Source organism: Methylobacterium sp. BI1 (genome assembly GCF_056680125.1).
Genome location: NZ_CM155267.1, coordinates 4,334,824 through 4,356,832 on the forward strand (window position 1 = coordinate 4,334,824; position 22,009 = coordinate 4,356,832).

Consider the following 22,009-nt stretch of genomic DNA (forward strand, 5'->3'; position numbering starts at 1 on the left):
GGGATCAGGCCGGCGGGCCTTTCGCCCGCTCGGCCGCGGCGCGCTCGGCGTCCGCCCGGTCGCGCCGGATGCCGCGTTTCAGGACGACGAGCTGCCAGATCGCCAGCCCGAGGGCGAGCGCGAAGACGAGGCCGATGTCGAAGGCGGCGAAGAGCGGGTCGGTCACGGGCCGGCCGGCAACGCGGCCTCGCGCGCCCGCAGGGTCTCGATGAGATCGAGGACCCGGGCGACCTGGGCGGGAACGTTCCACCAGGCGGGGGGCACCGGCACCGGCTGGCTGGCGACGGCCTCCACCAGGAAAGCGGTCTCGGCCAGGGCCGGCGCGGTCTGGTCGGGCGGGGCCTGGTCCGGTCCGGCGGCGAGCGGCAGCAGCGCACGAGCCATCAGGGCGGCCTTGCGGCGGCCGGGAACCCGGGCGCGGGTCGCAACGGGGTCGAGGCCGCGGCGCTCGAGGTCGCGGCCGATCTCCGCGTAGATCAGGCGGGCGGCGCGGATGGCGGGCCGGCAATCGAGCGGAAGTCCGGGAATGCCGGCCTCGGCGCGGGCGTAGAGCCCTTCGGCGACGGCGAGGAGGCGGCCGACGATCGCCCGCAGCTCCGGCCCCGCGACCGGATCGTCCAGGAAGGCGTCGGGGTCGAGGCCGGCCTCCCGCATCCAGGCGAGCGGCAGGTAGAGCCGCCCGGCCCGGGCATCCTCGCCGACGTCGCGGGCGATGTTGGTGAACTGCATGGCGACGCCGAGGTCACAGGCCCGGGCGAGCACGGCGGCGTCGCGCACGCCCATCAGCACGGTCATCATCGCGCCGACGCTACCGGCGACCCGGGCCGCGTAGGCGGTGAGGTCCGACAGGGTCTCGTAGCGCCGCCCCTGCGCGTCCCAGGCTAGCCCCTCGATCAGGGCGGCGGGCAGGCCCTGGGGCAGCCTGTGGGCGGCGACGAGGTCGGCCATGGCCCGGTCGGCCGGGGAATCGGAGGGCGCGTCGTCGTAGATGCGCGCGAGGCGCGTCGCGAGCCGTGCCAGGGCCGCCGGACGATCGCGGGCGAGCGCGTCGTCGACGGCATCGTCGGAGAGGCGGCAGAAGGCGTAGAGCCCGTAGGCGGGGCGCCGGACCCGCGCCGGCAACAGGGCGGAGGCGGCGAAGAAGCTGCGCGAGCCGTCCCGGATCGCGGCCCGGCAGGCGGCATGGTCGGCCGCATCCGCATGGGGCATGGCCCAGAGGGGCGGCCGTTCCGGCCCGCGCCTGACGGCGTCGAAGAACGCGGTTTCGCCCTGGGCCGAATCAGGCCGGGACAAGTCAGGCGAACAGACGCGCATCCGGCACCACCGTGTCGAGGACCTTGGCCGAGGAGAGGACGCCGGGGAGCCCGGCACCCGGATGGGTGCCCGCGCCGACGAGGTAGAGATTGCGGAACGCCGACGAGGCGTTGTGCGGCCGGAACCAGGCCGACTGCGTCAGCACGGGCTCCAGACCGAAGCCGGAGCCGCGGAAACTCAGGAAGTCGCCGGCGAAATCCGCCGGGGTGGTCACGCGGGATGTCACGATCGACTCGGAGAGGCCCGGCATCACCGAGGCCTCCAGGCTGTCCGCGATAGCCTTCCGGTAGGGCTCCGCCAGCACAGACCAGTCCTGTCCGCCGGCGAGATTCGGCACCGGCGCCAGCACGTAGAACGCATCGCAGCCCGGCGGCGCCAGGAGCGGATCGGTGGCGGTGGGGCGGTGGAGGTAGAGGCTGAAATCCGGCGCCAGCACCTTGCGGACGAAGATGTCCTCGATCAGTTCGCGATAGCGCGGCCCCATCAGGATGGTGTGGTGGGCGAGGTCGGGGAACTGCCGGTTGGTGCCGAAGTACCAGACGAAGAGCCCCATGGAGGAGGACGAGGCCTTCAGCTTCGCCCGGTGCCAGGACGGGCCCTCCCCGCCGAGCAGCGACAGGTAGGTCTCGGCGGAATCGGCGTTCGAGACGACGATGTCGGCGGCGATGCGGGTGCCGTCGGCGAGGGTGACGCCGGTGGCCGCCCCGGCGGCCACATCGATGCGGGCCACGTCGGCGCGGCAGCGCAGGGTGCCGCCCTGCCCCTCGATCAACCCGACGAGGCCGTCGACGAGGCGGCCGGTGCCGCCCATGGCGAAGTGTACGCCCCAGCGGCGCTCCAGATGGGCGATCAGGCAGTAGATGGCGCTGGCCCGGAAGGGCGAGCCGCCGATCAGCAGGGGGTGGAAGCTGAAGATCGTGCGCAGGCGCTCGTCCCGGATATGGCGCGCAACGAGGTCATAGACCGAACGGTGACCGCCGAGGCGCAGAAGCGACGGCGTGATGCGCAGCATGTCGCGGACCGACGAGAAGGCGACGTGCCCGAGTTCCTCGAACCCAACCCGGCAGATGGCGGCGCTGCGCTCCATGAAGCGCTCGTAGCCGGGGACGTCCTCGGGCGAGAACCGCGCCACCTCGGCCCGCATCGCCTCCGGGTCGCCGCTGTAGTCGAATGTGGCGCCGTCCGGGAAGCGGATGCGGTAGAACGGCAGCATCGGCGCCAGGGTGACGTCGTCGGCCATGCGCCGCCCGCACAGGCTCCAGAGTTCCTCGAACAGGAACGGGGCCGTGACGATGGTCGGCCCGGCATCGAAGGTGAAGCCGTCCTGGCGGTGGACGCGGGCCCGCCCGCCGGGCTGGTCCAGGCGCTCCAGCACCGTCACCCGGTAGCCCCGGGCGCCGAGGCGCACCGCCGCCGCCAACCCGCCGAAGCCGCTCCCGATCACCACCGCGTGTGCACGGGAAGACCGGGTCGTCGCGAGGCTCGGCGAGTCGGCGAGTGTCAACATCAGCTGACACTATTCGCGACCGGGCGTCGGGTGCAAGCGCGATTCTGCGCGCGCCCGTCAGCTGTGCCAGGCCAGGTCCCCGGGCAACCGACCGGCGGCAGACTTCAGCGCCGGGATTCCGTCATCATCCGGACGGCGAGGCCGGCCAGGACCGTTCCCATGATCCAGCGCTGGACGACGGCGAAGGAGGGCCGGCGCGTCAGGAACCGGGCGATCGCCCCGGCCGAGACCGCGACGGTGGCGTTGACCATGACGCTGAGGACGATCTGGATCGCCCCGAGGCCGAGGGCCTGGGCGAAGACGCTGCCCTGCGCCGGATCGATGAACTGCGGCAGCAGCGACAGGTACATCACCGCGATCTTCGGGTTGAGCAGGTTCGTCAGGAAGCCCATCAGGAACAGCTTCCGGGGGCCGTCCTGCGGCAGGGCCTTGACCTCGAAGGGGGAGCGCCCGCCGGGCCGGACCGCCTGCCAGGCGAGCCAGAGCAGGTAGAGGCCGCCGACGATGCGGATCGCGTCATACGCATAGGGCACCGCCAGGACCAGGGCGGTGAGGCCGAAGGCGGCGCAGAGCATGTAGACGACGAAACCGAGGGCGACGCCGCCCAGGGAGACCAGGCCGGCCCGCGGTCCCTGGCAGATCGAGCGCGAGATCAGGTAGACCATGTTCGGCCCGGGCGTCAGGGCCATGCCGAGGGCGATCGCCGCGAAGGCGAGGAGGCTCGTGGTGCCGGGCATCGCGGGTCCTGTTTCGTGAGAGGGCTGGATGGGGGCCGGCCTGGGCGAAAGCCGCGCCGGATTTTCGCTAGCGCGGCTTCGCGAGTTGCCAGGTGAGGTGGGTCCGCACGGTCGGCCAGTCCGGCGCCACGATGCTGTAGACGCAGGTGTCGCGCAGGGAGCCGTCCGCGAGGCGCTGGTGATGGCGCAGGATGCCGTCGAGGCGCGCGCCGAGGCGCTCGATGGCGCGCCGGCTCGCCTGGTTCATGACATGGGTGCGGAACTCGACGGCGAGACAGTCGAGGGCCTCGAAGGCGTGGCCGAGGAGCAGGCGCTTCGCCTCGGTGTTCAGGTGGGTGCGCTGCACCCGCACGGCGTACCAGGTGGAGCCGATCTCCACCCGCGGCCCGGCGGCATCGACGTTCATGTAGGTGGTCATCCCCACGGGACGGCCACCGGGTCCGTCGAGGACGGTAAAGGGCAGCATCGTGCCCGCGTCCTGCAGGCCGAGGCGGCGCTCGATCTCGGCCGCCATCCGCTCCGGGGCGGGAATCGCCGTGTACCAGAGGCGCCAGAGCTCGCCGTCCTGCACCGCCTCGGCCAGGGCCGGGGCGTGGTCGGGCGCGAGCGGCACGAGTTCGACGTGCCGGCCGGAGAGAGTGACGGGCGTCAGCGCCATGGACAGCAACCTCGGTGACGGAGGCCGGGACGGCGCCGTCTTCGGACCTCCGGCATCGGAGATCCCGCCCCCGTCGGTGCGGCCGGGCCGCGCCCGCGTCAAGCCCCGGCGGAAGGGTGGGCGGGGATGGCCGTCTGCGCCGCGTAGGCCGCGAGAATTGCTTCGGCGATGCGTGCCGGCGCCTCCTCGTGGGCGAGGTGCCCGAGATTGCGGATCAGCTGGACGCGGGCGTTGGGCAGGCGGTCCTTCAGGGCGAAGGCGGTCTCGGGGGCGATCGCCTTGTCGTCCCCGCCCACGAGCAGCAGCGTCGGTACGGCGAGGCGGCCGATGTCGCGGTCGAGGGCGGCGAGATTCCAGTTCGCCATCATGCCGAGGGCCCCGGCCACGTGGCCCGGGCAGCGGAAGAGGCGGCGGTAGAGTTCGAGGCCACGGGCGTCGAGGCGCGAGCCGGTGCCGCGGATCAGGCGCTCCACCGCCGGACGGTCGGCGGTCCAGGCGAAGATCCGCGGGGTGACGGGGTTCAGGAACAGCATCCGGGCGAGCCCCGGAAACAGCACCGAGGCGAGGCCGGGAAACGGCGTCAGGGCGCCGTTCAGGGCCACCAGGAGGCGGGGCGCAAGCCCGTCGAGGCAGAGCCGCACCAGGATCGCCGCGCCGGCGGAATGCCCGACCACGAGGTCCGGCGACACGTCGAGGGTGCGGAGCAAGTCGCGGATCGCCGCGGCCATGCCCGGCAGCGACAGGCGCCCCGCGGGCAGCGGATCGGTGAAGCCATGGCCCGGCAGGTCCGGGGCGATCACCCGGAAATGCTCGGCGAGCAAAGGCGCGAGGCCGGCCCAGGAATGGGTGGCCGCGCCGGTGCCGTGCAGAAGCAGGACGACGGGAGCGTCGGGCGCGCCGAACTCCTGCAGATGCCAGGTCAGGTCGGCGGCGCGGACGAACCGGCTCGCGGCGCGGTTGGGCCAATCCGCGCCGTCGCGCTCCCACTGGGGCCGGTCGCTCGGCGCAGGCATCGCAGATCCTTCAGCGGGCCGAGCGGATCGCGGTGCTCATGGCCGCCGCATCGGCATAGGGAAGCGGGACATAGCGCGCCCCCATCGCTTCGGCGAGGCGCCGCGCAGAGTCCTGCGGCCGGGCCGCGGTGTCGATCAGGATGGCGCGGATGGCGTCGGCCCGCAGGAGGCCGGCGGCGTTCAGGGCCTCGGCGCCGGCCGCGGCCCGGCCGGGGGCACCGGAGCGCGAGACGTTGGCGCGCCCGTCGGTGAGCACCACCACCACCGGGGTGCCGCCGGCCCGCCGGACGGCGCGCGCCAGGGTGCCGGCGGCGTCGAGGCCGGAGGCCAAAGGCGTCCCCCCGCCCCCCGGCAGGGCCGAGAGGCCGCGCCGGGCGCGCGCCAGGGCCCGGGTCGGCGCCAGCACTATCTCGGCGCCGGTCCCGCGGAAGGCCACGAGGGCGACCTTGTCGCGGCGGACATAGGCCTCGGCCAGGAGCAGCTCGACGGCGCCCTTCGCCTCGGCCAGACGCTCCAGGGCAGCCGAGCCGGACGCATCCACGGCGAAGATCGTGGTGGTCTCGCTGCGCTGGCGGAAGCGCGTGATGCGGAAATCCTCGCTGCGCACCTCGATCAGCCGCGGGGCACCCTCCGCCCCGGCCCGCAGGCGCTGCCAGGGCGCGGCGGCCCGCAAGGTCGGCAGGAGGGCGAGGCGGCCGGTGCGGGGCGAGCCGGGCCGGGTGCCGGCCGGGCGTCCGCTGCGCGGCGCCTGCATCACCGCCCCCACCCGCCCGGCCTTCGCTGCGGGCGGCGTTCCGCCGGCCTCGCCCAGCCGTGCGAGGAGATCCGGCGGGATCGCCGCACGAGTCGCTTCCACGAGGCTCTCGGCGCCCGGTTCGAGGCCGGCCTCGGACGGGTCGGCCTCGGACGGCGCGGGCGCCTCGGCGGGCTCGGGGGGCGCTGCGTCCCGCGCCTCGGGGTTCGGGGGCAGGCGCGTGGCGCGGGGGGCGAGGACGAGGGCGGCGGCTTCGCGGAAATCCGCGGCGGCGCGCGCATCGCCCCCGGCCAGCAGGCGGGCGACGCGCAAGGCGAGCAGCGGCGCGCGCAGGGACGCGATGCCGAGGTCGGCCGCGACCGCGCAGAGATCCGCCACCGCGGCGTCGGCATCGACGTCGTGAGCCGCCGGCTCCGGCCCGGCCTCGGGCGGCGCCCCTCTCGTGTCGCCCCAGGATATCCCCGTCAGGTCGAGGCGGAAGGCCAGGCGATCGGCCAGGGCTTCGGGCACGCCGGCCTCGTCGCCCTCCCCCTCGTCGAGGAGGATCAGCCCGATCCGCGTCGCCGCCTGCGCGGCCAGTCCGTCGCGCTCGGCCCGGATCGCGCCGGCATCCAAGGCGGCGGCGAGGCGGGCGGCGGTGCCGGGCGACAGGCGCTCGGCCATCGGCACCACCACGAGCCCGCCATCGGCCTCGGCCAGGAGGCCGGTTTGGGCGACGGGGCGCCCGGCGGCCAGGGTCGCGGCGAGGTCGAGTCCGCCGAGGAGGCGGTCGTCGGCGATGCCCGCGGGCATCCGGCGGAAGGGCCGGCCGGGTCCGAGCGCATCCGCGAGACCGTCGAGCCAGAGGTCCCGCACCGGGCCGGCCCCGGCCCGGACGACGACACCGCCGCAGGCGTGAGGGTCGCGCGCCACGAGGTGCGCCACGCGCAGGGCCCGGGCCCAGGCCGGGCTCATCGGGCGAGGAGATCCTCCACGGCGCGGGCGACCCGCGCGGTGGAGCCGGTTTCGTCGAGGGGGTTGCGCCGCAGCCGGTGGCGCAGGGCCGAGGGGGCGATCCGGGCCAAGTGGTCGAGGCCCACGGTCTCGGCGCCTTCGTAGGCCGCGAGCGCCCGGGCGGTGCGCATCAGCGTGAGTTCGCCGCGCAGGCCGTCGGTGCCGAGCGCCAGGCAAAGGCGGGCGGCCGCTTCGAGGGTGGCGTCGGGCACGCTCAGGGCGGGAAGCCGGGCGCGCGCGGCGGTGAGCGCCTTGCGGATGGCGCGGTCGGCCTTAGCGTAGCCGGCGCAGAACGCCGCCGGGTCGCGCTCGTAGGCGTCGCGGCGGCGGACCACGTCGATGCGGGTCGGCAGGTCGGTGGGTGTCGTCACCTCGACGGCGAGGCCGAAGCGGTCGAGGAGCTGCGGTCGCAACTCGCCCTCCTCCGGGTTGCCGCTGCCGACGAGGACGAACCGGGCGGGATGGCGGATGCTCAGGCCCTCGCGCTCCACGGTGTTCACCCCGGAGGCGGCGACGTCAAGGAGGAGGTCGACGAGGTGGTCCTCCAGCAGGTTGACCTCGTCGATGTAGAGGAAGCCGCGATTGGCCCGGGCCAGCAGGCCCGGCTCGAAGGCCTTCTCCCCGCGGGTCAGGGCGCGTTCCAGGTCGAGGGCGCCGACGACCCGGTCCTCGGTGGCGCCAAGCGGCAGGTCCACCACCGGGACCGGGATGGATTCGGCGCGCAGGACCGCCTTCTCGCGGCACTGGTGACACTGCTCGGCAGGCCGGCCGGGATCGCAGGCATAGGGACAGCCGACGACCGCGGACATCGGCGGCAACAGGGCGGCGAGGCCGCGGATCGCCGTCGACTTGCCGGTGCCGCGGTCGCCGAAGACCAGCACGCCACCGACGGAGGGGTCGACGGCCGCGATGAGGAGCGCCCGGCGCATCTCGTCCTGGCCGACGATGGCGGAGAAGGGAAAGGTCGGCGGGGACGCCGATAGGGCGCGCGGCGCCTTGGCCGGGCTCGCGGCCCGGAGGATCGGCGCCTCGCCGGCAGCGGCCACGGAAACCGGTTTCGGGGGCATCGCTCGGATCGATCCGTTCACGATCATGGGTCTGGTTTCCCGCCTTCGTCTCATCCGCCTGGTGCGGGGTCCCTCCCCCGCAGCGGGGGGAGTGACGATGCGCGTCCTACTCGGCCGCCGCCCGCTGGACGCCCATCCGGCCCCAGATCGTGCTCAGCGCGCCGACGAGGTGATCGATGTCGTCGTCGGAATGCAGCGGCGAGGGCGTGATCCGCAGGCGCTCGGTGCCACGGGCCACCGTGGGGTAGTTGATCGGCTGGACGTAGATCCCGAACTCGTCGAGCAGGGTGTCGCTGATCGCCTTGCACAGCACCGGATCGCAGACCATCACCGGCACGATGTGGCTGTCGTTCGGGAGATAGGGGATGCCGGCGGCGTCGAGGCGGGCGCGCACCGCGGCGACCCGCTCCTGGTGCCGGGCCCGCTCGGCCCCGCTCGCCTTGAGGTGTCGGATGCTGGCCGCGGCGCCCGCGGCCACCGCCGGGGGCAGGGAGGTGGTGAAGATGAAGCCGGAGGCGAAGCTGCGCACGAAGTCGCAGAGCCGCGCCGATCCGGTGATGTAGCCGCCATGGACCGCGAAGGCCTTGCCGAGGGTGCCCTCGATGACGTCGAGACGGTGGGCGAGGCCCTCGCGCTCGGAGATGCCGCCGCCGCGCGCGCCGTAGAGGCCGACGGCGTGGACCTCGTCGAGGTAGGTGAGCGCACCGTGCGCCTCGGCCACGTCGCAGATCTCCGCGATCGGGGCGATGTCGCCGTCCATCGAGTAGACCGACTCGAAGGCCACGATCTTCGGCCGGGCCGGGTCGACCAGGCGCAGCTTGCGGTCGAGATCCTCGGGGTCGTTGTGGCGGAAGATGTGGCGCTCGGCGCGGCTCGCCTTGATGCCCTCGATCATCGAGGCATGGTTGCCGGCATCCGAGAAGATCGCGCAGCCGGGAAGCTGGCTCCCGAGGGTGCCCAGAGCCGCCCAGTTCGAGACGTAGCCCGAGGTGAAGAGCAGCGCGGCCTCCTTGCCGTGGAGGTCGGCGAGCTCGCGCTCCAGCAACACATGGTAGTGGTTGGTGCCCGAGATGTTGCGGGTGCCGCCCGCGCCGGCGCCGCAGCGGTCCAGGGCCTCGTGCATGGCGTCGAGCACCACCGGGTTCTGGCCCATGCCGAGGTAGTCGTTGGAGCACCACACCGTCACCGGCCGCGTGCCGGACGGCGTGTGGTGGGTGGCGTGCGGGAAGCGGCCCGCCTGCCGTTCGAGGTCGGTGAAGACGCGGTAGCGCCCCTCGCGATGCAGGCCGGCCAAAGCAGAGCCGAAGATCTCTTCGTAGTTCATGCCTGTCCCCTTCCCTCGTTGCACGGCGGGTTCTGGCCCGCTCGCCCATCCTGCCGCCGCGGCGGCGTCGATAGAGCCGGCCCGCGCACGCGGACCGGGGTGATGTCAGCGTCCGTCGGCTTCGGCGATGCGCGGCTCGCCGGCGCGGGCGCCCTCCCCGCGGGCGGCCGGGACCGGCGACGGCACGGGCCCGCCCCGGTCCAGCTTCGGCAGGCTCCATTGCCAGAGCGCGGCCGAGGGCAGCGGCAGCATCAGGAAGCCGTGCTCCAGGGTGGCGAGCGCCATCAGGGTCGCCAGGATGCTCAGGCCGGCGACCTCGTGGGCGGTGACGCCTTCGGCGAACGCCGCCAGGACCAGGGCGGCAGTGGCGAGGCCGGCCGCCGTCACCGAGACCGGGAACAGCGGGTTCATGGCCCGCACCCGGAGGTAGCTGCCGAGATAGGCGAGGTGCTCGGGCAGGAACTCGGCGTTGAGGTTGCGCACCCCGAGGAAGAGGTTCAGCCGGGCGGAGAGGTTCATCCCCCACAGGACGAGGTAGGTCCACAGGGCGAACAGGTTCGGCTGGCGCCAGGTCAGGGCCCAGATCGCGAGGCCGCCCGCGACGATGGCCGCCTCGTGCCACAGGCTGGTGGCCGCCGCCGCCCGGAAGCGCCGGAAGCCCCGGGCATCCGGCGGGCAGCCCTCGGCCCGGGGGCCCGAGACGAAGCCCATGTAGTAGCTCATCTCCTGCCAGCCCCAGACCACCAGGGCCGCCGTGAAGGCGACGTAGGCGCTTCCCGCGCTGGCATCCCCGGCCGAGGCGCCGATGGCCCAGAGGGCCAGGGCGAGCACGCCCGTGCCCGCCGCCATGCTGACCCCGTGCGTCGCGCGCGGGCGGTGGTCGAGGAGCAGGATCAGGCCGGTGGAGAACCACCAGACCAGCACCGCGTAGAAGGCGGGAAGCGCGTAGGCGGCCATCCTACCAGACCGGCTCGAGGCGGATCTCCGCCGGCATCGGGTTGTCGAGGGTCGGCAGGGCGTAGAGCCGGGCGAAGTTCACCGCCGAGGCGGCGACCCAGGCACCCTGCTTCAGCTTACCGAGGAGGCCGCCCTGCGCCTTCGCGTCGGCGATCCCCACCGAGCAGGCCAGCAGCCGGTCGAGGGCCTGCTTGAAGCGCGGGTTGTCGAGGTCCAGCGTCAGCGGGAAGGTCTGCTTGGAGATCTCCGAGGTGATCCGGAAGACCTGGAAGTCGTAGTCGGTCGGATCGACCCCGAGGGCCTCGTGGAAGGCCGGCCGGCAATGGTCGCGGACATACATCGTCGCGAAGACCGCCAGGAGGAAGAACTTGATCCAGTAGCGGTTGAGGCCCGAGGTCAGCTTCGGGTTGGCGCGCATGAGCAGGGCGAAGGCCTCGCCATGGCGGAACTCGTCGTTGCACCACTTCTCGAACCACTTGAAGATCGGGTGGAAGCGGCGCTCGGGCTTGCGCTCCAGCTCGCGGAAGATGGTGATGTAGCGGGCGTAGCCGATCTTCTCGGAGAGGTAGGTGGCGTAGAAGATGAACTTCGGCCGGAAGAAGGTGTATTTCTTCGACTTGGTCAGGAAGCCCAGGTCGACGCCGATGCCGAAATCCTTCAGCACGTCGTTGATGAAGCCGGCATGGCGCGCCTCGTCTCGGCTCATGAAGCCGAACAGCTCGCGGATGTCGGGATTCTTCGCGCGCTTGCGCATCTCGGCGTAGAGCACGCAGCCCGAGAACTCGGCGGTGATCGACGACACGAGGAAGTCCATGAATTCCTTGCGCAGGGCCGGGTCGAGCCCGGACATGTCGCAGTCGAAGTCCGCGTTGCGGGTAAAGTGGCGCTTGTTCGGGTCGGCGCGCAGCTCGGCGATGAGCTTGTTCCACTCGGCCCGGACGGGCTCGACGTCGGTGCGGTCGAGTTCCTCGAAATTGGTCGTGTAGAAGCGCGGCGACAGGAACGTCGTTTCCTGCGCGGCCTTCGTGGCCTCGTTGAGGGGCAGTTTCGGGGCAGGAGCCTTGCCGTTGGGCTGCTGGGCGATGGGCTGCTGGGTGGCTGCGGTCACAGGCGCCTCCTCTCGGAAAAGCTGACTTCGTAGAGCTCGGTGAGCTCGAGGTGGCCCGCGAGCTTCGTCCAGAGCCGCTCGAGGCGGCCGGCGCGGATCACTGTGGCGGTCCGGCGCACCACGAGGCGTTCGCCGTAGGGCACCGAGGTGGGCGCGTCGTGCACCTGCACGGCGTCGCCGGGTTCGATCTCGAAGCTGGCGTCGAGGACCACGTGGGCGTGCAGGCTCTCGGGGGTCTGCTCGATCTCCACTGTGCAGGGGACGTCGACGCTGCGGCGTCCGTTCAGCCAGGCCATCATCGTGCGGCTCCGTTCTGGGGCATCAGGCGGGCGAAGGCGGCGAAGTTCGAGGGCCCGAAGGCGCCGAAATCGACGCTGCGCCCGGTGAGCGCGTCGTCGAGCCGGAGCGAGCCGTCGTCGAAGCGCGTCAGGCGGAAGGGGACGTCCCGCGGCAAGCCGGCCCGGAGCCGCCCCTGGGCGAAGCCCCGCAGGGTGGCGCGGATGAAGTTGTCCGCGCCCGGCCGGACGGTGGCGACGAGGTCGCCGTGCTCGGCGTCGCGCAGGGTGATCGAGCCGTCGGCCGCGTCGTCGACCCGGAGGGCGAGGCTCTGGACGGGGCGCGCCGGCTCCATCCGGGTCAGGCCGATGCTCTCGACCCGGCCGACGGTCACGGCCGCCACCACGAAGCCGAGAAGGAGGCCGACGCCGACCACCAGGCTCCGCGAGGTGCGGCCGGCGGTGCGTGCCAGGGGATGCGGGTTCGCGACCGTCATCGGATCAGCTCGCCGTTGCGAGGCGCGGGCCGGGAGCCACGCGCGGCCGCAGGATGACGGGGCCGGCCGATTCCTCCGGTGCCTCGCGATGGGCCGCGAGCGCGCGGCCCAGGATCTGCGCGACCTCCGCCCCCTGCGCCACCGTGCGCAGCATCGGCTCGGGCCGGTTCACGTGCCAGGGCCGGGCATGGGGCCAGAGATGGAGGTAGGCGACGCGGTTGCCGGGGCGCAGGCGCAGGGGCAGGTCGGCGCTGCCGTCGCGGTGGAGGCGGCAGCCGGCCGCCTCCACCAGGGCGAACGGCAGGTTGAGGGTCATCGGCAGGGCGATGCCCACCCGCATGACCACCCGCCGGTTGGTGATGGTGTAGGTGGTGGTGCGGGCCGAGAGCCAGCCGAGGAGGCCGAGGAGCAGCACCGCGCCGGTGCCGATCGCCAGGGTCGGCAGAGCGAGGGCGGCGGCCTCCCGCGCCTGTCCGTCGAGGGCCGCCGGGAGCGCCGCCCAGAGCGCCAGTCCGGCGAACCAGAGGCCGACGAGCCGCAGGTGCAGCGCCCGGAAGGCGATTCCGAAGCCGCAGGGGCGTCCCTGCCAGAGGATGTTCTCGCCGGCCGGCAGCGGCGCCGGCAGGCCGGGCGGCGCGTCGAAGGCGTTGGCGGGCAGGTGCGGCACGGGCCGCTTCGTCCCGGCATGCGGCACGGTCCGCGTTTTGGCGGGGTGCGGCACGGGCCGCGTCTTGGCGAGGTGCGGCGTGGGCCGCCTGGTGAACCGGCTCACAGGATGGCCTCCTGCCGGGTGGGCGTCGCGTAGAGGGTGCCGCCGCCGTAGAACGCCATGATCCGCTCCTCCTCGTTGAGGGTGACCGAATCCGGGTCCTTGGTGGTCGGGACGTCGGCGAACTGGTGCGCCAGCAGGGCTTCGCAGGTCACGCGCTGCGAGAACCGGCCGGTCCGGCAGAAGGTGGCGGGCATGAGCACCCGCCGGCCGCCGGCCCCGAGCTCGACCTCGTAGTAGCGCACCATGGATTCCCCGCGATCGACCCAGAGGTCGCTCACCGTCCCGGCCACCTGCCGGTCGGCACCCAAGACCGACATGCCGATGGGGTTCGGGCCGAGCTCGTGGACCACGAAATGATCGGCGACCCGCAGGGGCACGATGCGCTTCTCGCGATCCCAAGTCTCGTCGTGGCTGTCCTCGCGGTTGGCGTAGGAGCCGGGCCCGATGGCGTCGTGCAGGCCATCCGTATCGGGCTCGAGCGGCGCGCCGGGCCAGACCTCGTGCTTGTGGCCGCGGTAGTTCCAGGGGGTGCGCGGGCCGATCGGGGGCGCGTGCTTCACGTGGCCGTTGGAGAGGAGAAACGCCTTCGGCGACGGGATCAGGAACGGGTCCGGCGGCATCGCCCGTCCGCGGGCGGCCTCGGATTCGAGGGGATAGCCCTCGCGTCGATCCTCGCGGCGCAGGTAGAAGACGAGACCGGCGAAGAAGATCCAGAACGCGTAGAGGACCAGCTGCGCGACGTCGACGTAGCCCGTGATTTCACCTCTCGGCATGGCCGGTCTCCTTCAGGCTGAGCGAGGCAGGGAGTGCGGGAGAGTCGAGCGGCTCTCGGGCCGGACGAGCGGGCCGATGGCCAGCAGCGTCGCGAACAGCAGCGCGATCTCCAGATGGTAGACGATGAGGTAGCCGGTGGAGGGCAGGTTCAGCGCCTCGCCGAGCCGGCCGGATTCGGCGAGATGCGCGCCGAGGTCGCGCAGGATGCCGCTCGCCGCGATGGCGAGGCCGGCGGCGCTCGCCTGGACCGCGCCCCAGGCGCCGAGGGCGAGGCCCGTATCCTCCGGGCCGGCCTTCGCCATCGAGGCGGTGAGCGTCCCGTGGGCAAAGAGGCCGCCGCCGAGGCCGATCAGGCCGACACCCACGGCGAACAGCCGGGCCGAATCGAGGGGGGCGGCGAAGACCACCGCCGAGAAGGCGGCGATGCCGACCACGGCGCCGGAGGCCGCGACCCGGAAGGCGTCGCCGCCCCGGTCGAGCCAGCGCGCGGCGATCAGGAGGCCGAGGCCGCCGCCGGCGGCCAGCAGCGCGGTCAGCGCGGTGGTGGCAGCCACCGGCAGGTGCAGGATCTGCCCGCCATAGGGCTCCAGCAGGATATCCTGCATGGAGAAGGCGGCGGTGCCGAGCCCGGTGGCGACGAGGCGGCGGCGGGCGCGCCCCTTGCCGGCATAGAGCGCCCAGGATTCCGAGAAGGCCGGTCGGGGCAGCTCCCGGGCCGTACGGCCCGGGGCGCGGGGCTCCTGCTTCCAAAGCGCGATGCCGTTGAGCACGATGGTGAGGAGGGCCGCTCCCTGGATCACCTTGATCAGGCGCAGGGCCGAGAAATCCGCCAGCAGCAGACCGAAGGCGACGGCGCTCACCACCATGCCGGCCAGGAGCATGACGCAGAGGAGCGCCACCACCCGCGGCCGCGCATGGGCCGGGGCGAGGTCGGTGGCCAGCGCCAGCCCGACGGTCTGGGTGGTGTGGAGCCCGGCGCCGACCATCACGAAGGCGAGCGCGGCGGCGACGTGGCCGGGCCAGGCCGGTCCGGTGGTGTCGCCCGACAGGATCAGCAGGGCGAAGGGCATGATGGCCAGCCCGCCGAACTGCAGCAGCGTGCCGAACCAGATGTAGGGCACACGGCGCCAGCCCAGCACCGAGCGGTGGGTGTCCGAGCGGAATCCGACGAGCGCCCGGAACGGCGCGAAGATCAGCGGCAGGGACAGCATCACGGCGACGATCCAGGCCGGCACCGCCAGCTCGACGATCATCACCCGGTTGAGCGTGCCGATGAGCAGCACCGCGGCCATGCCCACCGTGACCTGGAACAGGGCGAGCCGCAGCAGCCGCCCCATCGGCAGCTCCGCCGTCGCCGCGTCGGCGAAGGGGAGGAAGCCGGGGCCGACGCGCTGGATCGCGCGGGACATGGAGGCGCCGAGACGGGTCATGGAACCCGCCGGAGTTCGAAGGCCTGGGACAGGTAGAACCCGCTGTTCACCCGGTGCGCCCGGTCGAGCCGGACATCGGCCAGGGCCGGCTCCGCCGCCAGACGGCGGCGCAGGTCCGCCTCGCCGACCGGCACGATGGCAGGGGCCCGGTCGCCGCGGGGGAAGGCGCGGCCGGCCATATGCATCAGGGTAAGGAGCGGCGTACGGGGCGCCACCGTGAACAGGATGCGGGCGTCGGTCCGGGCCGCCAGGGCGGCGAGCGCCTGCACGATGTCGGGGGTGGCGTAGTGGATCAGCGAATCCATCGCGACGACGAAGTCGAACCGGCCAAGCGCGGGATCAAGCATGTCGCCGACCCGGAAATCGATGGAGCCCGCGCCCGCCAGGGTAGTGCGCTCCCGGGCGAGCCCGATCAGCGTCGGCGAGACGTCGATGGCGACCACCTCGGCCCCGCGGCGGGCGGCCTCCAGGCTGAGCGCTCCGGTGCCGCAGCCGGCATCCAGCAGGCGGCGGCCGGTGAGGTCGGCGGGCAGCCAGGACAGGAGGTTGGCCCGCATGGCGTCGCGCCCGGCCCGCACCGTGGCGCGGATCTTCGAGACCGGCGCGTCCGAGGTCAGCCGGGCCCAGGCCTCGACCGCGGTGCGGTCGAAATAGGTGGTGAGCTGGGAGCGGCGGGCGGCGTAGCTGTGCGAGGTCATGGTGCGGCGCCCGCTCAATCGAAGCCGAGGAATTCGAACAGGTCGCGGTCCTTCATGGGGAGCGCGTTCAGCGGCTTGCCGCCGGCCCAGAGATGGGCGGCGAGGCGCATGTACTCGGCGGTCACGGCTTCGAGCTCCGGCGTCGACTCCATTTCGAACAGGGTCGACTTCTTCAGGCGCGAGCGCCGGACCACGTCGAGGTCGGGGAAATGGGCGATGCGCTCGAGGCCGGTCGCGGCGTTGAAGCGGTCGATCTCGTCGGTCTTGGCCGAGCGGTTGGCGATGACGCCGCCGAGCCGCACGGGGTAGTTCTTCGCCTTGGCGTGAATCGCGGCGACGATCCGGTTCATGGCGAAGATCGAGTCGAAGTCGTTGGCGGTGACGATCAGCGCCTGGTCGGCGTGCTGGAGGGGCGAGGCGAAGCCGCCGCAGACCACGTCGCCGAGCACGTCGAAGATCACCACGTCGGTGTCCTCGAGGAGATGGTGCTCCTTCAGGAGCTTCACGGTCTGGCCGACGACGTAGCCGCCACAGCCGGTGCCCGCCGGCGGCCCACCGGCCTCGACGCACATCACGCCGTTGTAGCCCTCGGCGACGAAGTCCTCGATCCGCAGCTCCTCGGAGTGGAACTGCACGGCCTCCAGGGCATCGATCACCGTCGGCGCCAGGCGCTTCGTCAGCGTGAAGGTCGAATCATGCTTCGGGTCGCAGCCGATCTGCAGCACGCGCTTGCCGAGCTTGGAGAAGGCCACCGACAGGTTCGACGAGGTGGTCGACTTGCCGATGCCGCCCTTGCCGTAGACGGCGAACACCTTGGCGGTGCCGATCTTGAGGTTCGGGTCGAGCTCGACCTGGACGCTGCCCTCGGGCTGGCGTGAGGCGACGGGATTACGGATGGCGATGTTCATGCGGCGACCCCTGCGGTGATGCCTTCGACGCGGTCCTCGAGCTCCTCCTCGGCGCGGTCGAGCGCGTCGCGCGTCTCCGCGTCGGGGGTCCAGAAGCCGCGCTGGTGCGCCTCGATCAGCCGGTGAGCCACCTTGGCCGAAGCGGTCGGGTTGAGAGCCGCCATGCGGGCGCGCATGGCGGGGTCGAGGACGTAGGTCTCGGTGATGCGCTGGTAGACCCAGGGGGCGACGCCGTTGGTGGTGGCCGACCAGCCCATGGTGTTGGTGAGGTGCGCCTCGATCTGGCGCACGCCCTCGTAGCCGTGGCCGAGCATGCCCTCGGTCCATTTCGGGTTGAGCATCCGGGTGCGGGTCTCCAGGGAGACCTGCTCGGTCAGGGTCCGGACCACGCCTTCGCCGCGGGTCTGGTCGCTGATGAAGATCGGCACCGCGGCACCGCGGGCCTCGGCGACGGCGCGGCCCATGCCGCCGAGACCGTCGAAGTAGTGGTCCACCGAGGTCACGCCGACCTCGACCGAGTCGAGGTTCTGGTAGGCCAGGTCCACGGTGGCCAGCACGGCGCCCATGAGGGCGCGCTGGGCCGTCGGCACGCCGGTGCGGCCGTAGGCGAAGGACTTGCGCCGCGCGAAGGTCTCGGAGATCTCGTCGGCCTCTTCCCAGCGGCCGGATTCCACCAGCGCGTTGACGTTGGCGCCGTAGGTGCCCTCCGCGTTGGAGAAGACCCGGAGCGCCGCGGTCTCGAGGTCGAGGCCGTGGGCGGCCTGGAGCGCCAGGGCGTGCTTGCGGACGAAGTTCCGCTCCGCCGGCTCGTCGGCGGTGGCGGCGAGGTAGGAGGCCTCGGCCAGCAGCTTGGTCTGCAGGGGCAGGAGATCGCGGAAGATCCCCGACAGGGTGACGACGACGTCGATGCGGGGCCGCCCGAGGGTTTCCAGCGGGACCAGGGTGGCGCCGCAGAGTCGGCCGTAGCCGTCGAAGCGCGGGGCCGCGCCGATCAGCGCCAGGGCCTGCGCGATGGGGCCGCCTTCGCTCTTCAGGTTGTCGGTGCCCCAGAGCACCAGGGCGATGCTCTCGGGCAGCGGAGCGCCGTCGTCGCGGTAGCGGGCCAGCAGGCGCGCGGCCTGGCGGGCGCCGTCGGCGAGGGCGAAGGCGGACGGCAGGCGGTAGGGGTCGAAGCCGTGCAGGTTGCGCCCGGTGGGTAGGATGTCCGGGTTGCGCAGGAGGTCGCCGCCGGCGACGGGGGCGATGAAGCGGCCGTCGAGGGCCGCCAGCAGGCCCCGGATCTCGTAATCCTGTGACAACAGGAGATCGGTCTCGCGCAAGGCCGCGAAGGCGTCCCGGTTCGCGTCGGTAAGGGCGAGGCCGCCCTGCGCCAGGGCAGCCTCGATCGCCGCACCGGCGACCAGGGCCTCCAGGCCGCCGCGGGCCGGCGCGAGGCCGTGGCTGGCCTCCGCGAGGGCGAGGAGGATGTCGGTCCGCTCCTCCGGCGGTGTCGCCGCCCCCGCCACGTGCAGCCCGTGCGGGATCAGGGTGTGCTCCAGTTCGTGAAGCGCCACGCCGAGGCGATGGACGTGGCCGGCGAGGTCGGCATCCCAGGCCGGCTCGGCGGCCACGAGGTCGAGGCCCGCCCCCTGGGCCTGGATCAGTTCGGCGAGGTCCCGGCGCTCGGCCACCGCGCCGGGCTCCAGGCCGCGCCAGCGCTCGATGGAGGCCTTCAGGTCGATGAGGCCGCGGTACAGCCCGGCCTGGGCCAGGCTGGGGGTCAGGTAGCTCACCAGGGTCGCGGCGGAGCGGCGCTTGGCGAGCAGGCCCTCGGAGGGGTTGTTGGCGGCGTAGAGGTAGACGTGTGGCAGGGCGCCGATCAGGCGCTCCGGCCAGCAGGCGCCGGAGAGGCCGGTCTGCTTGCCGGGCATGAATTCGAGCGCCCCGTGGGTGCCGAAATGCAGAACGGCGTCGGCGCGGAAATCCTCGCGCAGATAGCGGTAGAAGGCCGAGAACGCGTGGGTCGGGGCGAAGCCGCGCTCGAACAGCAGCCGCATCGGGTCGCCCTCGTAGCCGAAGCCCGGCTGCACGCCGACGAAGACGTTTCCGAACTGGGCACCGAGCACGAAGATCTGGGCGCCGTTGCTGTTCTGGCGCCCCGGGGCCGGTCCCCACTGGGCCTCGATCTCGGCGAGGTGCCGCTCGCGCCGGACATGCTCGTCGGCGGGGATGCGGTGATGGACGTTGGCGGGGGTGCCGAAGCGGGCGGCGTTGCCGGCGAGCACGGCGTCCCGGAGGGCGTCGACGCTCTCGGGCACCTCGACCGCGTAGCCGTCGGCCTTCATCGCGATGAGGGTGTTGTGCAGCGATTGGTAGACCGACAGGAAAGCGGCGGTGCCGATGCTGCCGGCATTGGGCGGAAAGCCGAACAGGACGACCGCGACCCGGCGCTCGGCCCGCGCGGTCCGGCGCAGGGCCACGAGGCGCTCGATGCGGGCGGCGAGCATGTCGGCGCGCTCGGAATGCACGACCATGTCGCGGGCGCTGGTGCCCAGCGAGCGACTGGAGCGCCCGCCGAACACCATCGGGGCGGTGGCGCCGTCGAGCTCGGGGATCGCCACCATCATGGTGGCCTCGACCGGCGAGAGGCCCCGGTCGGACGCCTCCCACTGCTCGAGGGTCTGGAACTCCAGGGCGTGGGCCGCGAGGTAGGGCACGTCCAGTTCGGCGAGCAGCGCCTGGGCCCCGGCGGCATCGTTGTAGGCGGGGCCGCCCACCAGGGAGAAGCCGGTGAGCGAGACCAGGGCGTCGATGGTCGGGCGCCCGTCGCGGCGGAAGAAGGCGTCCACCGCGGGGCGATTGTCGAGGCCGCTGGCGAAGGCCGGAACGACGGCGAGCCCCCGCGCCTCCAGGGCGGCGATGACGCCGTCGTAATGGGCGGTGTTCCCGGCCAGAACGTAGGAGCGCATGACGAGGAGGCCCACGCGGCCCTTCACCGGTCCGGCGGGCGCCGGCACCTTCGTCACGTCCTCGCCGATCCGCCCGGCCATGCGCGGATGATAGAGGCCGGTCTCGGGATAGCTGAGGGGCGCGGGCGCGGCCGCGATCCGGCGCCAGCCCTCGCGCGGGCCGGCGGCATAGCGCCCGACCAGGAAGCGTACGAGGTTGGCGATGTTCTCGTCCGAGCCCGAGAGCCAGTATTGCAGGGTGAGGAAGTAGGCCCGCACGTCCTGGGCCGAGCCCGGGATGAAGCGCAGGATCTTGGGCAGCTTCCGGATCATCGCCATCTGGCGGGCGCCGTTGCCCTGGGCGCCGGGCTTGCCGCGCAGCTTCTTCAGGAAATCGAGCGCGCCGCGCTTGCTGCCGTCCATGTCGAAGCGGTTGAGGCGGGTGGTCTTGACCACGTCGCTCGCCGAGAGGCAGCCGATCATCGCGTCGCAATGGGGGCGCCGCGCCAGCAGGGCCGGCAGGATGGCCCGGACGTGCTCGTCCATGAACAGCATGGTGGAGATGACGATGTCGCCCCGCGCGATGTCGGCGCGGCAGGCTTCCAGGGCAGCCGGGTCGGTGTCCCAGGCAGCCGCGGCGTGGAAGTCGAGGACGAGGCCCGGCAGGTCGCGCGCGAGACGCTGGCGGGCGCGCTCCAGGGCGCTCGCCACATGGTTGTCCATCGTCACGAGGACGACCCGGAGCGCCGGGCGCTCAGCGTCCGAAATGCGCTTTGGCATCGTACAAGGTCTCGACGGTGATGAGCGGCAGGGCGCGTTCCCGCGCGAAGCGCTCGGTGTTCGCGCGGGCCTTGCCCCGCACGAAGAACGGGATCTTCTTCAGTTCCTTCTCGGCATCGGTCGCCCAGGTGACGAGGATCGGGTCGGCGTGCGCGGGCAGGACCTCCGGGAGCGTCGCGGCCGGCGCGGCGCTGTGACGGGGCAGGTGCGACGGCGTCGCCTCCCCGTGGAACTCGGCATCCTCGCGGAACATGCCGAGCAAGTGCTCTTCGAGGCCCATCATCAGGGGGTGGACCCAGGTGTCGAACAGGACGTTGGCGCCCTCGAAACCCATCTGCGGCGAGTGCCGCGCGGGGAAATCCTGGACGTGCATCGGGGCCGAGATCACCGCGCAGGGCAGCCCGAGGCGCTTGGCGATGTGGCGCTCCATCTGAGTGCCGAGCACGAGCTCCGGCCCGGCGGCCTGGATCGCCGCCTCGACGTCGAGGTAATCGTCGGTGATCGTGGCCTCGATGCCGTGGAGCGCCGCCTCGGCGCGGACCTCGCGAGCGAATTCGCGGGTGTAGGTGCCCAGGCCCACCACCTTGAAGCCGAGCTCCGTGGCGGCGACCCGGGCGGCGGCCAGGGCGTGGGTGGCGTCGCCGAAGATGAAGACCCGCTTGTCGGTGAGGTAGGTCGAATCGACCGAGCGCGCGTACCAGGGCAGGCGCGAGGGGGCGCCGGCGAGGACGGGGGCGGGATCGACCCCGGCGGCGGCGGCCACCGCCTCGACGAAACGGATGGTGGCCTGGACGCCGATCGGCACGATCTCGACCATCGGCTGGCCGAAGGTCTTCTGCAGGTGCAGGCCGGCGGCGCGGGCGATCTCCGGATAGAGCACGACGTTGAAGTCCGCCGCGCCCAGGCGCCCGAGATCGGCGGGCGTCGCGCCGAGCGGCGCGACGACGTTCACGTCGATGCCGAGCGCGGCCAGGATCTTGGTGACCTCGACGAGGTCGTCGCGGTGGCGGAAGCCGAGGGCCGTGGGGCCGAGGACGTTGCAGAGCGGACGGCGCCCGGCGCGCGGTTCGGCGGTGCAGCCGGCCAGCGCGCGGACGAGGCGGTAGAGGGTCTCCGAAGCGCCCCAGTTCTCCTTCTTCTGGTAGGCCGGGAGCTCGAGCGCGATGACGGGGATCGGCAGGTCGAGCGCGCGGGCGAGACCGCCCGGGTCGTCCTGGATCAGCTCGGCGGTGCAGGAGGCGCCGACGATCATCGCCTGCGGCTGGAAGCGGGCGTAGGCCTGCGCCACGGCATCCTGGAAGATCGCGGCGGTGTCGGCGCCGAGGTCCCGGGCCTGAAAGGTGGTGTAGGTCACCGGCGGGCGCGCGTCGCGCCGCTCGATCATGGTGAAGAGCAGGTCGGCATAGGTGTCGCCCTGCGGCGCGTGCAGCACGTAGTGCAGGCCCTGCATGGCGGTGGCGATCCGCATGGCGCCGATATGCGGGGGGCCCTCGTAGGTCCAGAGCGTCAGCTGCAT

At 72.8% G+C, this 22,009-nt stretch carries 20 protein-coding genes; all 20 read right to left on the reverse strand.

The genetic code is table 11. From position 1 onward, the window contains the following. Window positions 1-4: 4 nt before the first annotated feature. The 20 genes from AC1MGR_RS20485 to bchB all read right to left on the reverse strand — a co-directional run bounded on the left by AC1MGR_RS20485 (window position 5) and on the right by bchB (window position 22,009). Window positions 5-166 carry a hypothetical protein gene (locus AC1MGR_RS20485; RefSeq protein ID WP_480232752.1) on the reverse strand — a complete coding sequence of 54 codons (162 nt, stop codon included), beginning with the start codon at window positions 164-166 and terminating at the stop codon, window positions 5-7. After that, on the reverse strand, window positions 163-1,209 hold the full coding sequence (locus AC1MGR_RS20490; RefSeq protein WP_480234855.1) for a phytoene/squalene synthase family protein: 1,047 nt from the start codon (window positions 1,207-1,209) through the stop codon (window positions 163-165). The genes AC1MGR_RS20485 and AC1MGR_RS20490 overlap by 4 nt, the downstream gene beginning before the upstream one ends. 85 nt (window positions 1,210-1,294) lie before the next feature. Then, window positions 1,295-2,821 carry a phytoene desaturase gene (locus AC1MGR_RS20495; protein ID WP_480232753.1) on the reverse strand — a complete coding sequence of 509 codons (1,527 nt, stop codon included), beginning with the start codon at window positions 2,819-2,821 and terminating at the stop codon, window positions 1,295-1,297. A 104-nt stretch (window positions 2,822-2,925) separates the two neighbouring features. Beyond that, window positions 2,926-3,558: a LysE family translocator gene (locus AC1MGR_RS20500; RefSeq protein WP_480232754.1), complete on the reverse strand. Its 633-nt coding sequence runs from the start codon at window positions 3,556-3,558 to the stop codon at window positions 2,926-2,928. Between the two features lie 67 nt (window positions 3,559-3,625). After that, complete coding sequence (locus tag AC1MGR_RS20505; RefSeq protein ID WP_480232755.1) at window positions 3,626-4,216, reverse strand: GNAT family N-acetyltransferase; 591 nt, start codon at window positions 4,214-4,216, stop codon at window positions 3,626-3,628. A gap of 98 nt (window positions 4,217-4,314) precedes the next feature. After that, on the reverse strand, window positions 4,315-5,229 hold the full coding sequence (gene bchO / locus AC1MGR_RS20510) for an alpha/beta fold hydrolase BchO (RefSeq protein WP_480232756.1): 915 nt from the start codon (window positions 5,227-5,229) through the stop codon (window positions 4,315-4,317). Between the two features lie 10 nt (window positions 5,230-5,239). Continuing rightward, complete coding sequence (locus tag AC1MGR_RS20515) at window positions 5,240-6,937, reverse strand: magnesium chelatase subunit D (protein ID WP_480232757.1); 1,698 nt, start codon at window positions 6,935-6,937, stop codon at window positions 5,240-5,242. Next, window positions 6,934-8,043, reverse strand: coding sequence for a magnesium chelatase ATPase subunit I (gene bchI, locus AC1MGR_RS20520; RefSeq protein WP_108035080.1), 1,110 nt, complete (start codon window positions 8,041-8,043; stop codon window positions 6,934-6,936). The genes AC1MGR_RS20515 and bchI overlap by 4 nt, the downstream gene beginning before the upstream one ends. A gap of 106 nt (window positions 8,044-8,149) precedes the next feature. Continuing rightward, window positions 8,150-9,367 (reverse strand): 5-aminolevulinate synthase, encoded by a 1,218-nt coding sequence (hemA, locus tag AC1MGR_RS20525; RefSeq protein WP_480232758.1) that lies wholly within the window; start codon window positions 9,365-9,367, stop codon window positions 8,150-8,152. 105 nt (window positions 9,368-9,472) lie between these two features. Further along, window positions 9,473-10,324 (reverse strand): putative photosynthetic complex assembly protein PuhE, encoded by an 852-nt coding sequence (gene puhE, locus AC1MGR_RS20530; RefSeq protein ID WP_480232759.1) that lies wholly within the window; start codon window positions 10,322-10,324, stop codon window positions 9,473-9,475. Between the two features lies 1 nt (window position 10,325). Next, window positions 10,326-11,408: a magnesium-protoporphyrin IX monomethyl ester (oxidative) cyclase gene (gene acsF, locus AC1MGR_RS20535; RefSeq protein WP_108035079.1), complete on the reverse strand. Its 1,083-nt coding sequence runs from the start codon at window positions 11,406-11,408 to the stop codon at window positions 10,326-10,328. Between the two features lie 20 nt (window positions 11,409-11,428). Further along, window positions 11,429-11,731 (reverse strand): hypothetical protein, encoded by a 303-nt coding sequence (locus AC1MGR_RS20540; RefSeq protein WP_480232760.1) that lies wholly within the window; start codon window positions 11,729-11,731, stop codon window positions 11,429-11,431. Further along, window positions 11,728-12,204 (reverse strand): photosynthetic complex assembly protein PuhC, encoded by a 477-nt coding sequence (gene puhC / locus AC1MGR_RS20545; protein ID WP_480232761.1) that lies wholly within the window; start codon window positions 12,202-12,204, stop codon window positions 11,728-11,730. The genes AC1MGR_RS20540 and puhC overlap by 4 nt, the downstream gene beginning before the upstream one ends. A gap of 4 nt (window positions 12,205-12,208) precedes the next feature. After that, the gene (gene puhB / locus AC1MGR_RS20550; RefSeq protein ID WP_480234856.1) at window positions 12,209-12,862 is read right to left on the reverse strand and encodes a photosynthetic complex putative assembly protein PuhB; all 654 of its coding nucleotides are present in this window, start codon (window positions 12,860-12,862) and stop codon (window positions 12,209-12,211) included. Window positions 12,863-12,972: 110 nt separating this feature from the next. Continuing rightward, on the reverse strand, window positions 12,973-13,749 hold the full coding sequence (gene puhA / locus AC1MGR_RS20555; RefSeq protein ID WP_480232762.1) for a photosynthetic reaction center subunit H: 777 nt from the start codon (window positions 13,747-13,749) through the stop codon (window positions 12,973-12,975). Window positions 13,750-13,761: 12 nt separating this feature from the next. Beyond that, window positions 13,762-15,180: an MFS transporter gene (locus tag AC1MGR_RS20560; RefSeq protein ID WP_108034981.1), complete on the reverse strand. Its 1,419-nt coding sequence runs from the start codon at window positions 15,178-15,180 to the stop codon at window positions 13,762-13,764. Further along, complete coding sequence (bchM, locus tag AC1MGR_RS20565; RefSeq protein WP_480232763.1) at window positions 15,177-15,878, reverse strand: magnesium protoporphyrin IX methyltransferase; 702 nt, start codon at window positions 15,876-15,878, stop codon at window positions 15,177-15,179. Before bchM ends, AC1MGR_RS20560 begins: the two co-directional genes overlap by 4 nt. A gap of 14 nt (window positions 15,879-15,892) precedes the next feature. Then, window positions 15,893-16,786, reverse strand: a complete 894-nt coding sequence (gene bchL / locus AC1MGR_RS20570) for a ferredoxin:protochlorophyllide reductase (ATP-dependent) iron-sulfur ATP-binding protein (protein ID WP_480232764.1) — start codon at window positions 16,784-16,786, stop codon at window positions 15,893-15,895. Continuing rightward, complete coding sequence (locus tag AC1MGR_RS20575; protein ID WP_480232765.1) at window positions 16,783-20,493, reverse strand: magnesium chelatase subunit H; 3,711 nt, start codon at window positions 20,491-20,493, stop codon at window positions 16,783-16,785. The genes bchL and AC1MGR_RS20575 overlap by 4 nt, the downstream gene beginning before the upstream one ends. After that, window positions 20,468-22,009: a ferredoxin:protochlorophyllide reductase (ATP-dependent) subunit B gene (bchB, locus tag AC1MGR_RS20580; RefSeq protein ID WP_480232766.1), complete on the reverse strand. Its 1,542-nt coding sequence runs from the start codon at window positions 22,007-22,009 to the stop codon at window positions 20,468-20,470. Before bchB ends, AC1MGR_RS20575 begins: the two co-directional genes overlap by 26 nt.

Bases quoted from the DNA above. Each gene is read 5' to 3' on its own strand.
- puhA (WP_480232762.1), bottom strand. From the start codon at position 13,749: ATGCCGAGAGGTGAAATCACGGGCTACGTCGACGTCGCGCAGCTGGTC.
- AC1MGR_RS20560 (WP_108034981.1), bottom strand. From the start codon at position 15,180: ATGACCCGTCTCGGCGCCTCCATGTCCCGCGCGATCCAGCGCGTCGGC.
- AC1MGR_RS20505 (WP_480232755.1), bottom strand. From the start codon at position 4,216: ATGGCGCTGACGCCCGTCACTCTCTCCGGCCGGCACGTCGAACTCGTG.
- bchM (WP_480232763.1), bottom strand. From the start codon at position 15,878: ATGACCTCGCACAGCTACGCCGCCCGCCGCTCCCAGCTCACCACCTAT.
- puhE (WP_480232759.1), bottom strand. From the start codon at position 10,324: ATGGCCGCCTACGCGCTTCCCGCCTTCTACGCGGTGCTGGTCTGGTGG.
- AC1MGR_RS20490 (WP_480234855.1), bottom strand. From the start codon at position 1,209: ATGCCCCATGCGGATGCGGCCGACCATGCCGCCTGCCGGGCCGCGATC.
- puhC (WP_480232761.1), bottom strand. From the start codon at position 12,204: ATGACGGTCGCGAACCCGCATCCCCTGGCACGCACCGCCGGCCGCACC.
- bchO (WP_480232756.1), bottom strand. From the start codon at position 5,229: ATGCCTGCGCCGAGCGACCGGCCCCAGTGGGAGCGCGACGGCGCGGAT.
- bchI (WP_108035080.1), bottom strand. From the start codon at position 8,043: ATGCCCCCGAAACCGGTTTCCGTGGCCGCTGCCGGCGAGGCGCCGATC.
- bchL (WP_480232764.1), bottom strand. From the start codon at position 16,786: ATGAACATCGCCATCCGTAATCCCGTCGCCTCACGCCAGCCCGAGGGC.
- AC1MGR_RS20495 (WP_480232753.1), bottom strand. From the start codon at position 2,821: ATGTTGACACTCGCCGACTCGCCGAGCCTCGCGACGACCCGGTCTTCC.
- bchB (WP_480232766.1), bottom strand. From the start codon at position 22,009: ATGCAGCTGACGCTCTGGACCTACGAGGGCCCCCCGCATATCGGCGCC.
- AC1MGR_RS20575 (WP_480232765.1), bottom strand. From the start codon at position 20,493: ATGCCAAAGCGCATTTCGGACGCTGAGCGCCCGGCGCTCCGGGTCGTC.
- AC1MGR_RS20515 (WP_480232757.1), bottom strand. From the start codon at position 6,937: ATGAGCCCGGCCTGGGCCCGGGCCCTGCGCGTGGCGCACCTCGTGGCG.
- hemA (WP_480232758.1), bottom strand. From the start codon at position 9,367: ATGAACTACGAAGAGATCTTCGGCTCTGCTTTGGCCGGCCTGCATCGC.
- AC1MGR_RS20540 (WP_480232760.1), bottom strand. From the start codon at position 11,731: ATGATGGCCTGGCTGAACGGACGCCGCAGCGTCGACGTCCCCTGCACA.
- AC1MGR_RS20500 (WP_480232754.1), bottom strand. From the start codon at position 3,558: ATGCCCGGCACCACGAGCCTCCTCGCCTTCGCGGCGATCGCCCTCGGC.